Source organism: uncultured Nostoc sp., from assembly GCF_964245575.1.
Lineage (GTDB): Bacteria > Cyanobacteriota > Cyanobacteriia > Cyanobacteriales > Nostocaceae > Nostoc.
Genome location: NZ_CAXTNP010000267.1, coordinates 1 through 10781, shown reverse-complemented (window position 1 = coordinate 10781; position 10781 = coordinate 1). Strand labels below are relative to the sequence as shown.

Sequence of the window (10781 nt, the reverse complement as noted above, 5' to 3'; positions counted from 1 at the left end):
TTCAAAGCTGTAGCCCTTATTTCGTATAGCTTAGAGCTTTTCTTAGTGCCATTCGCTGATAACGCTTGTCTTTATTTATTAGCGATGCCTGCGGTGGTCACTGAGCTTTGTCGTACCACTTCGTGGAAGCAAGCTACGCGCAGCGTCTCGTAGAGAAGTGCGGGCTACGCCTACGCCTTTAAAGAAAAACTTTTTAGTTTGCTGAAAATCCCAAACCGTTTTATCTGCTGCTTAAGAACACGCTCACAATAAGCAGATTCTTGTGGTGGTAATTCCCAAATATCACGTATCTCATGTTCTTGCTGATCTGTTAATTGGAGATGATGTGGTAATTGAGATTGTTGCCCAAATAACCAAGGTGCTCCATTTAATAATTCTCTTTCTATTTCATGAAACATATTTTCACTATTTGTGCTTGCAAATTAGCATTCGGCTTGTGTTCACCTTTGTCAATATCTGCTGCCAGACTGTAAATTAATCGATGGTTGGCGTAGGTAATGCTTTAACGACAAGTTTAAAGAGATTGGGCAATAATTTTGCTGTTGAGGTAACGAATGCTTCTAAAATAGGTAATTTTGACATTTAGCTTTTTACTCCTTACTGCAATTATTGACATTTGGCGATATCTTCGTTAAAACTGCTGTCCCAAAGTTGTTTCACATCAACTTTTGTGGAAATTACACCCGCTTGAAAAAAGGTATCAGCAACCTTTTGCTCAGAAGCAATAGCTGCGTCAGAAACAGGAAGTAATTCTTGACGACGCTGTTGTTGTCCTTGCAAGGCATCCTGATAAACGATGCCTTGATCAACATCAATGGTAGTTGCATAATTCTTCGACCATTGCTTGAGATTAGATTCCCGCCAAGTTTGAGATTTCTGCAAACGACAGAGAAAATCAGCAATCGCAACCTTCTTTTGGGGATCGGCGATCGCATTGGGTGAAGCAATAATCACGAAGTTACCACTCAAAATATCTTTTGCAGATTCCAGCACCCGCGCCCCTTCTTTTTCGGCTTGGGGGATGGAATAACCGTAGGTAGCCCAAGCATCAAGCTGTCCTTTACGAAAAGCCGAAAGCCCATCAGGTATTGATAAAGGAATTGCATTGATATCCTTCATCGTCAGCCCGACTTTTTCCAACATCTTAATCAGGAAGTAGTGGGCAGTTGTGGCTTTAACGTAACCCACTCTCTTACCTTTGAGGTCAGCGATCGTTTTGGCAGTCGAGTCCTTGGGTACGAGTACAACTTGACCAACCGTCGGCCCTTTGAGAGTGGCAATAATTTTTACAGATGCTTTCGATTCAATCGCAAAAATCGGCGGAATTTCACTAGCAGAGGCCAAGTCAATCGCACCAGCATTGATTGACTGTACCATCAAGTTACCCCCAGTAAACTCAGTAAATTGAGTTTGATAAGGGAAATTATCTAGTCCAGCTAACTTTAAATTTAAGTCCCAGCCACCTTTATATCTAGCAACCCGCAATTGAGTTGTATTTGATACTGCGATTTGAGATGGACTAGGATTAGCAGCGATTGTTGCCGGACTGGTAGACTTAACCTCTGAGCAAGCTGTTGTTGCTACTAACAAGCAACCCAGAGGGAAGAAAAAATTCTGCCGCAGCCAATTGGTAAACACGTTAATTTTTGGGTATAAAAAGACAACGAAGAAAAATAACTACCAACTACTCTAGTAAGCCCGGTTCTTCTCCCACAATGCGGTCGTAGAGTGGCTGAAAGCTAAACCAACCGCCGGAATGGGTTCCTACTTGGTTATGAGTAAAAGTTGCTGTTTCCTGGTCAATAGGAAGTGGTTTGCCAGCTGCTTCTGCAAGCAGTTGGGCTTGAGCCGATCGTTCAAAAGAAATGTACCAAAAAGCAGCTTCGTCTACTGTCTGCCCCACCGTCAAAAAGCCATGATTCCGCAGGATGACAGCTTTCTTGTCTCCCAAAGATTCAGCAATTCTTTTACCCTCGGAAGTATCTAAAACTACTCCTCTATAGTCATCAAATAGAGCGTGGTCTTGATAGAAAGCACAAGCATCTTGAGTTAAGGGATCAAGCAGGCGACCAAGACTTGACCAAGATTTACCATACAGAGAATGAGCATGAGCAGCTGCAACTATATCAGGTCGCGCCTCATGAACCTGTGAATGAATGGCAAAGGCGGCGCGATTGACAGGAGCATTACCTTTGACAACTTCTCCTTCTTTATCGACCAAAATCAAGTCAGAAACTCGGATGTGGCCAAAGTACTTGCCAAGGGGATTTACCCAAAAATGGTCGGTAAACTCTGGATCTCTAGCAGTGATGTGGCCTGCTGTTCCTTCACTAAAGCCAAAACGAGCAAACAGCCGAAATGCAGCAGCAAGGCGTTGTTTGCGGTAGAGTCGTTCTTCTTCAACTCGTTCAAAGACTGGCGGTTGTGGTCTAGTGAAATTTGGCATGATTTTCTCTTTCTTGTTTGACAGGTACATTAAGCTACGGTTGCTGTTTGTCGTTCTTGTCGTTGCACTTGTTGACGTACCAAAGGAATCACATCTCGACCGTAGGCGATCGCATCTTCCACTGGGTCAAAACCGCGAATCAATAGTGTTGTCACTCCAGCTTTGTAGTAATCAAATAATGACTCTGCAACTTGTTCAGGAGTCCCTACCAAAGCAGTAGTATTACCACGAGCGCCAGTAGCAGCTGCGATCGGTGTCCATAAACGCTTATCATGAATTTCGCTTTCCTTAGCAAAATCCAGCAACCGCAATGAACCAACGGCTTGAGGTCGTGCAGAAGCCCCAGAAGATAATTGAATACCTGCTTTAGCACGGGTTTCATTGACCCGTGAGAGAATATAACGCGCCTTTTCCCATGCTTTTGCTTCTGTTTCGCCCAAAATTGGACGCAAGGAAACACTAAATCGTAAATCTTTTCCAGGCGGTGCTGCGGCTTTCACCTCTGCAATCCGTTGTTTAATAGCAGCTATGGGTTCTCCCCAAAACGCATATACATTACTGTGCTTTGCACCTACACCCACAGCAGCACCAGAAGCACCACCGAAATATATCGGAATATGTGGTTGCTGTAAAGGTTTAACTTCCGAAAATGCTTGTTTGAGTTGGTAAAACTCCCCTTCATAATCAAAGGGTTCTTCACTCGTCCAAACTCGTCGCACAACATCAAGGTATTCATCAGTACGGCGATAGCGAGTATCATGATCGAGCCAATCACCATCGCGCTGTTGTTCGGCATCGCTCCCACCAGTAATAATATGCACTGCAACGCGACCATTAGAAAAGCGATCTAATGTTGCTAATTTGCGGGCGGCTAAAGTGGGAGCCACAAAACCCGGTCTATGTGCAAGTAAAAATTTGAGTCGTTCTGTTGCAGCAGCCACATAACTGACTACATTAAAGCCATCTGGCCCTGTAGAACTATAACCAACTAGCACTCGATCAAAGCCACCATCTTCATGGACTTTTGCAAATTTGCGGACATAAGCTAAGTCTATACTTCCCCCCATGAGAGATACTGTAGGGTCATGTAATTCAGACGCTTCTCGCGTACCAATCATGCCGATAAATTCCACAGACATATTAATTTTGCTCCAAATCTTTGTTATTTAAGTTTTTAGTGGCAGTTATTCTTTGCCTCTTTTCATCTTTTTTATCTAGCGGCGGTAGTTCCCAACGGACACACTGCCGTTGTAATATCTACTCGTTGCGGAATAATTTTTTGTTCTAATAACCAATCAGCCGTTTTCTGAAGATTGGCGATATCTTCAGCATTAGGAAATATAGCTGTATGTTGACTGCAACCAGAAGCTATCAAACCAAGAAAAGATGCTGCAAGCGCAAAGATTGTACTGGCAAAACATTTTTGTTTGTATTGAAAGCAGTGTTCTTTTAAATAATTCACCACAATTGACTCCTTGATATCAATTTTTAGGAGTTTAAGCATCACGAGGTTCAAGAGGATGGTTCATCAGGCCGCAGTTACTGTAAACGGGAATCCAAATCCCATAGCGTGGTTCAGACATAGCTTTCTAAGCTGTTCCACATTGAAATTGCATAACCTGGGCGGGCTTTTCGGCACACTCCACAAGAGTTGTGTTTAATTCGATTATGCAAATTAGATGTTTTTTAGCTGAGAACCTTTTTAGTCGGCACTAAAACTTTATTTTTGCACCTAGCTAAAATTATTATACGGTAACTTGATAGTTTTACAGTATAATAGTATGAGATTTGCATAGATAAAGATAAAAAACAAGGGGGTATCTAAATTCTGTATCTCTCCAGTCCCCATTTAACAAAGTTTTGGGGTTTAATTCTCCTGCCAAACGACGGTAGCACGTTTTGTGTCCTTAAGAGCGGGACGCTACGCGTAGCTTGCTTCCCCGTAGGGGTATGACAGGCTCAGAAACTATCGGGGTTAAATCCCTGTTACAAAACGTAATTGCAAATGATGATTTCGTTGTGTAATCGACAACGGTGAGTAATTAATTAACGCCGACGCTTCACAAGCATGATGTGGGCGATGGCACTCACACCTAAAAGCCATCCCCCTGATGCTTCAGGGACGCTAACTTTCAAGGGATTAATCGGTTTCCAACAAAGCTGGATCTATAGGTCGTGAACGTCTAACTTGAGAATTATAAACTTTCTGGGCAGCACCGCGAGGAGAAACAACAAAACGGAAACGTTGGTCTAATTTATTAGTATCTCCCAACCATAAGCCAGTAATTACAGCGCTTTCTGGCAAAGAAAAGGAGTAAAAAACTTCCTGAACTTCTCGTGTTTGATTTTTATAAACTTCGTACAATTCCACATCAGCCCAATCACCATGTTCTTTAACTGTGACTTGTTGTGATATCAATAAAACTTTTTTTTCGTTGATATTTAATAAACCTGCTTTAACTTCTTGTTCATTAAAAGTAGATTGTAAGCTGCTGCGCCTACAATTTGCATATAATAAACAAGGATATAACTGAATATACAGATGCCTATGCCGGCGAAAGGCTTTTTAAGCTTAGAACAGAAACAGCATTTACAAAAGCTATTAAAATAGAGCGATCGCTATGAGATGAGAGAGCGAGTTTTAATATTATTATTGATGAATGAAGGGAGAACACAAGAAGAAATAGCAGAGTTAATTGCTATGGGAAAAGTAAAGCTGGAAGATTTTGCAAAAGAATTTGCTGCTGCTTTTTAAAAAGGGTGATTGTCTTTGTACTTATAAGCTAATCGTCATTCATTTTTCCCGACTGATTTGCTTGTAGGAAGCGGCTCTAGCACTGAATTTATGCAATTTAAATGCTCATTAGCTTATCCCATATATTATTAAGTTTTGCAACCACGTTAGGGACTTTCAACTGTTATATCCACCGCCTTTTTATTCTGCTGAAAATAACGCTGCCAAAAAACTCTCGTAATCATCGTAGTTGGGAAAAACATAAGTCGCCCCTTGCTTATATAAGGCTTGGGCTTCATCGCCAGATGCAATACCAATAAATGAATATCCTGAATTTTTAGCAGAAATAATGTCCCAAATACCATCGCCAATGTAAACAACGTCAGGAAAAAACTGACCATAATACGCTTCGGCTCTAGAACGTGCAATCGCCATAATTCCCTCGCGTGAATCGTCGTCATCCGAGAAAGCATGGGGAATATTTTCAATGGTAAGATTAGCAGACTTGAGCTTAAATATCGCTGATGCTGACCAGCCTCCTCCTGCATAGGCTACTTCATAGTCAGGAGATGCAAGTAGCTTTTTCAAGATATCTAATGCACCTGGTACTGCTTTCACTCCATCGCGTGCTTTTGCACCATCAATTAATAATTCCAAAAAACGTTTTTGGAATGACTCAACTTCCCTAGATGAAGGAAGGTGACCAAGTTGACTTTGATAAACTTCCTTTAATATACAAGTGTCTGTTACATGAGTATATGATGTCCAATCACTTAAGATTTCTGAAAACCCGAATACTTCATGCAATGCCTGTAAATATGATTCATCGTCTAGGCTATTCGACTCAGTAAGAGTGCCATCAATGTCAAACATCACCAATTTCATTTTCATCCTGCTCTAGATATACATAGCAAAGTAATCATTGTAAATTTCTGTATTAGTCATGACTGTGAGTTCTATTTGTTTCTGTTCTTCATCTGTTGCCGAACTCGTAGCCGAGTCTAAGCTTTCTTGAGGAATAAAATCACCACAGTATTCATTCGCAGGTACTGTTGCATCCATCTTCTGGGGATAACTTAATTTGAGATTATTCATGATGGTAATGAATTGACTACGGCTGCGATCGCTAAATTTGGGATTAAGCCGCTTTTCTTCGCCAATGGTGGAAACAGTGCGCCCTTTATAGTCATGGGCAGGATATACCAAGGTATCATCTGGCAAAGTGAATAAGCGTTGTGTCACCACATCGTATAAAGTTCCAGGATCACCTCCCTGAAAATCTGTGCGTCCACAACCACGAATAAATAAGGCATCACCAGTTAACAGATGGCTTTTGTTCACCAAATATGCTATGTGACTGGCACTGTGACCTGGTGTGAAAATCGTTTCGATGATTACCGATCCCACCTCTAGGATTTCGCCACCCACAAGGGAGCGATCGGCTTTTGTGACAGCAGTATTCTGAGGAACAATCACCTCACAGCCTGTTTGTTGCCTGAGTTTGCCTGCCCCTGTAATGTGATCGGCATGAAGGTGAGTTTCTAGACAGTAGCGTAGCTTTAATCCTAATTCATCCAATGATTCCAAATCGCGGTCAACTTGCTCTAATACAGGATCAATTAGAACAGCATCTCCTATCTGCTGATCGGCAATTAAATAAGTATAACTACTAGTTGCAGGGTCAAAAAATTGCCGAAATAGGAAAGTTGACTGCGGTATCTCTGCACTGTGTAGGCGTAGCCCGTCGTAGACATCAGCTACCCTGGGCGGAACGCCATCGCTTAACGAAGGCATTGTCGCAATAGTCCGCACACGCACTGGTAGCGACTGCAACAACGCCTTAGATAATTCCTGCGCCTGTCCCCGTAATTCTGGAACGGCAATAGTTTCCCACAAGTCGCCCTTGCGGGGAGTTCCCAAGGTATAAAACAGCGTCGAAACGTTACCGTCTGCTGCATATAAAGCACCGTGGGTATCTGTATCTAATCCTAAACCGATGGCATTGGGGCGAATTAATTTCTGCGATCGCAAATTAGTAATTAGAGGATGAGGCGATCGGCGATAATCTGCTGCTACCCCTGTACAATTCACCACCCGGCGGACGTGCAAGATATTATTAGTTTGGGTTTTGCGCTGGCATACGGTCACTGCCACACCGTCCGGCAAAGCTTGATATTCCCGAATCCGCCCGGCGGCAATGGTGAGTTGAGCAGAATCCAGCATTTCAGTTACAACATTCGCCACTCTTGGGGCAATGCGGTGACGATGCACGTCCCAATAGGGTGTCAGATGACGCAAAAAACGTTGCTGTTCCCCGGTCGGTAGTTTTTGCCAGATTTTCTGAATTATGGGACGCAGAGAATCAATTACTGCTCGCCAGTCGTAGCCTTGGGTAGCAGCAATTTCCACCTCGGCACGCAGCCGACGTAACCAGGAGCGTACACTTTTCGGTGAATTTTCTGGGGTCAAGAAGCAGGGATAAGGTTGAGCCGCTTGATGTTTGAGGGGAAATAATCCTCGTCGGGACACAGCATAAATTTTACCGCGATGTTGGCGATCAGCCAGAGATAAAACCATGTCCACCATCGTCAGTCCCGTACCAATTAGCAACACAGGCGCATCAGCATCAAGGTCTGCTAAGGCATCGACTGACCAAGCATTCCGCAGATAACTTTCATCATTACTATTTGGGTTTTGAATAGCGGGGGGTGCAGAGGGTGAGTTCCCTAATGCCAACACAACTCTGTCTGCGGCAAAACAGCGACCACTACGCAGAGAAATCATTGCGCCTTTTTCCTCAGGCTGTACCCCTACCACTTCATCGGTGAAGCGTTCTAGTCGCACATCACTGGGTGCTGTGGCTTCTGCTTCTGCTAAAACAGATTGAATGTATAAACCATAGACTTTACGAGGGATGAAGGTACTGGCATTGACTTCTTCTGAAAAAAATGCTGTTAACTCATTGCGGTTGTGCTGAAGCCAACGTAACAAATGCCCTGGATCGTGAGCAAATGCACTCATGTTGCCTGCCGAGACATTCAGCAAATGACAGTTGGTATCTGTGCTGTAGGCAATTCCCTTGCCAATTTGATCACTGCGCTCAATCAGCTTAATCGTGAGGGGTTGACTGGCAGTTTTCAATAGGTGGGTAGCGACTAGAGAACCACTAAAACCTCCGCCAACAATAGCGATCGTAGTTGGAGTGTGGGCAGTTAAAAAACTAGGGTTCATGGCGGTCTTAGCTAGAATCAATAGTTACGCTGATTTAATCAAGTCTTTTTACTGGAACTAAATGCTTTTCCAACCCAGTTAAAAAAACTTAAGATTATATCTATTATAGTTTCTTATATTACCCTAATTTCAGGCATTAAATACATTTATTTGGTAAATTAACCGTAGTTTTGGATTACACAATAATCATCCCTTTTACCACAAATTGGTATCAAAAGATTTATTGGAACGACCTAATTATTATGTCAGTTCCCTTATGAGCAATCATCATGGTTGCTGCCGCCGTATTTGCAGTTATTGGAAGCGGAAACACGGAAGAGTCAATTATGCGTAGCTTAGACGTGTTACGGACCTTGAGTTCTGTATCCACAACGCAATTCTTGTCAGATCCCATCTTACAAGTTCCGCAATAATGTTGTGTTGTATCAGCAGTTTGTCTGATATAGTCCTCTAAATCTTCACCAGGTTATGGAACTATTTGCGCTTCATGCCATGAATCTAAGCCTATTTGGGTGCAAATGCGTATGCTTAACTTAAGCGCCTTTTTATACTTCTCCATATCTTCAGGTTCAGTGAGATACGCTGGGTCAATGAGGGGAGCCTCTTCAGGATTCTTTGAAGTCAAAAAATGTTTCTTTCATTTTGTTTAATTCCTTGAATTTATCCCACTATTCTAAAAATCTTTACTTTTTTCGGAAAATGTGCTTAAAAAACATGATTTTTCGCTTTTCGTTCTCAATCAGCCTAAGCTTTTTAGCACAAATTTTATTAGTGGGATAGGTTTATTGCCTTCAGTCAGAGTGTGAATCAGAATATCTTTGCCTTTCTTTGCCACCATACGCAACTTCTTCACCCCCTCCTTTCCCAGCAGGGCTGTTTCATTCCATTTAAAACAGGATTTGTTGGAAAATCAGAAAAGAATAGGCGATCGCTAGTCAGCAGGGGACTGGAAAGACGACTTTACGCGATCGCATAAAAATAGAGTTTTTAGAGCAGCGTAGTAGTTCAAGGTAAATTTAGAGGAATGCCTAAAACCATTACTGCACCTAGATTTTCTGTTTTTAGGCAATTTCTCGAACTCCAAAAAAAATGAGTGAACCGGGAGTTAGTAGGCTTCCATTGACATCTTCTTTGAATGCCAAGTTTGTAACTAATTCTTAAAAGTAAAAATAATTTATAAACATCTTAGAGAGCACAAAGAACCCGACAAGTGATTGTACTGGTATTTACATATAGGACTCATATTTGATTGCGTGAAAAAAACGGGAGCATCTTAATTTTTGAGGTGGTTCAAACAGACAATAATCCATTGAGGTAGGCACAGCGATGGGCAAGCACTTGAGGCACATTTTCTCGCTTCCATTGCGCTCCAGAAATCTTAGTTCGACGATCAACCTGTTTAACAGCAGATTCAACTGAACCAGAACCAATCGAACAAATTTGTTCAGCTTGATAGTATTGGTAGTTGATAATGCGTAGGCGTAGCCCGCCGCAGGCATCGCGATGTTTACCGAGATAACGACAAAAGTTTTGTGCTTGTTTACCCTTACAATCAGTAAATAGGGCAATAGTTGCCTCAACTTGACCTTTCCATAATAGATTCTGTGCTTGTTTCAAGCGTTTTAGGGAACCTCCGACTTTGTAAAGGTTTTCTATCAAATGGAACAAATCTTGTACATCTCGCCGTTGTACATCAGGGGCTAGTTGGTCAATGATGTTCCAAATACCATCATGTCCATCACCAATACAAGTGACCGTGCTAGCCAGTGGTTGGTCATTAACCCAATCAATTACAACCTGATTATCTTGAAAAGACGTTCCAATGGTTCCATTGTGATGTACGCTAATCGCTTTATAGCCAAGCCAAGCACATATTTCTCCTTTAGGAGTCCGCACACGAATGTTTCCACCATCAACGCTTAATTCTTCAACTGTATGTTCTTGTCTTTTGGACTTTGGACAAAAAAGAGTTGTTCGTGGTTATTATGCGCGAACATAAAATGATTAATCTTATTTATAGTTTTCCGCTTCTTTTATCAAATCTGCTAACCCTACTAGAGATTCAAGTAGGTAAAGTAATACAAAAATCTATACTCTTTGGTGATATTACTTATTTGATTTGGGACAAAAATTGTCAGAAAAACTTATTAATTTCGCTTGCTTTAGCTCAAACAGAAAAAAGGATAGCCACCAGACCCCCAACAAATAGTAATATCAACGACAAAGTATCGTTGGGTAAATACTGATGGCTATGCCGAAATTTAATAACAATCAATTAATAGCGCAATTTCAAGATTTTAGACAAAAAATTTACAACTGTTTTGAATCATCTAGTGATGCCTGTATGGATTTGTTGGATGCCCTTGCGGG

The 10781-nt window shown here is 41.9% G+C and carries 9 protein-coding genes and 2 pseudogenes; 1 reads left to right on the top strand and 10 read right to left on the bottom strand.

What is annotated here, in order from left to right; all coding sequences use genetic code 11:
• Window positions 1–170 precede the first annotated feature (170 nt).
• From ACFFAP_RS30560 to ACFFAP_RS30535, 6 genes are all read right to left on the bottom strand, one after another.
• Entirely contained in the window at window positions 171–398 is a 228-nt protein-coding gene (locus ACFFAP_RS30560; protein WP_375514732.1) for a hypothetical protein, read from the bottom strand.
• A 208-nt stretch (window positions 399–606) separates the two neighbouring features.
• A complete protein-coding gene (locus tag ACFFAP_RS30555; RefSeq protein WP_375514731.1) occupies window positions 607–1638 on the bottom strand; it encodes an ABC transporter substrate-binding protein in 1032 nt (343 codons plus the stop codon).
• Window positions 1639–1684: 46 nt separating this feature from the next.
• Entirely contained in the window at window positions 1685–2476 is a 792-nt protein-coding gene (locus tag ACFFAP_RS30550; RefSeq protein ID WP_375514730.1) for a class II aldolase/adducin family protein, read from the bottom strand.
• Window positions 2476–3585 carry an LLM class flavin-dependent oxidoreductase gene (locus ACFFAP_RS30545; protein ID WP_375514729.1) on the bottom strand — a complete coding sequence of 370 codons (1110 nt, stop codon included), beginning with the start codon at window positions 3583–3585 and terminating at the stop codon, window positions 2476–2478. Before ACFFAP_RS30545 ends, ACFFAP_RS30550 begins: the two co-directional genes overlap by 1 nt.
• Window positions 3586–3656: 71 nt before the next feature.
• A complete protein-coding gene (locus ACFFAP_RS30540) occupies window positions 3657–3911 on the bottom strand; it encodes a hypothetical protein (protein ID WP_375514728.1) in 255 nt (84 codons plus the stop codon).
• Window positions 3912–4586: 675 nt separating this feature from the next.
• Window positions 4587–4982: a TIGR02921 family PEP-CTERM protein gene (locus ACFFAP_RS30535; RefSeq protein ID WP_375514733.1), complete on the bottom strand. Its 396-nt coding sequence runs from the start codon at window positions 4980–4982 to the stop codon at window positions 4587–4589.
• Between the two features lie 90 nt (window positions 4983–5072).
• On the opposite strand from ACFFAP_RS30535, the gene ACFFAP_RS30530 reads away from it, so the two are divergent.
• Window positions 5073–5201: a hypothetical protein gene (locus ACFFAP_RS30530; RefSeq protein ID WP_375514727.1), complete on the top strand. Its 129-nt coding sequence runs from the start codon at window positions 5073–5075 to the stop codon at window positions 5199–5201.
• 180 nt (window positions 5202–5381) lie between these two features.
• Here ACFFAP_RS30530 and ACFFAP_RS30525 read toward each other — a convergent pair whose 3' ends face one another.
• The 4 genes and pseudogenes from ACFFAP_RS30525 to ACFFAP_RS30510 all read right to left on the bottom strand — a co-directional run.
• Window positions 5382–6065 (bottom strand): HAD family hydrolase, encoded by a 684-nt coding sequence (locus ACFFAP_RS30525; protein ID WP_375514726.1) that lies wholly within the window; start codon window positions 6063–6065, stop codon window positions 5382–5384.
• Window positions 6066–6077: 12 nt separating this feature from the next.
• Entirely contained in the window at window positions 6078–8411 is a 2334-nt protein-coding gene (locus tag ACFFAP_RS30520) for an FAD/NAD(P)-binding protein (protein WP_375514725.1), read from the bottom strand.
• 220 nt (window positions 8412–8631) lie between these two features.
• A pseudogene (locus ACFFAP_RS30515) lies at window positions 8632–8859 on the bottom strand (GMC oxidoreductase); the annotation flags it as partial.
• Window positions 8860–9701: 842 nt separating this feature from the next.
• A pseudogene (locus tag ACFFAP_RS30510) lies at window positions 9702–10355 on the bottom strand (ISKra4 family transposase); the annotation flags it as partial.
• Between the last annotated feature and the right edge of the window lie 426 nt (window positions 10356–10781).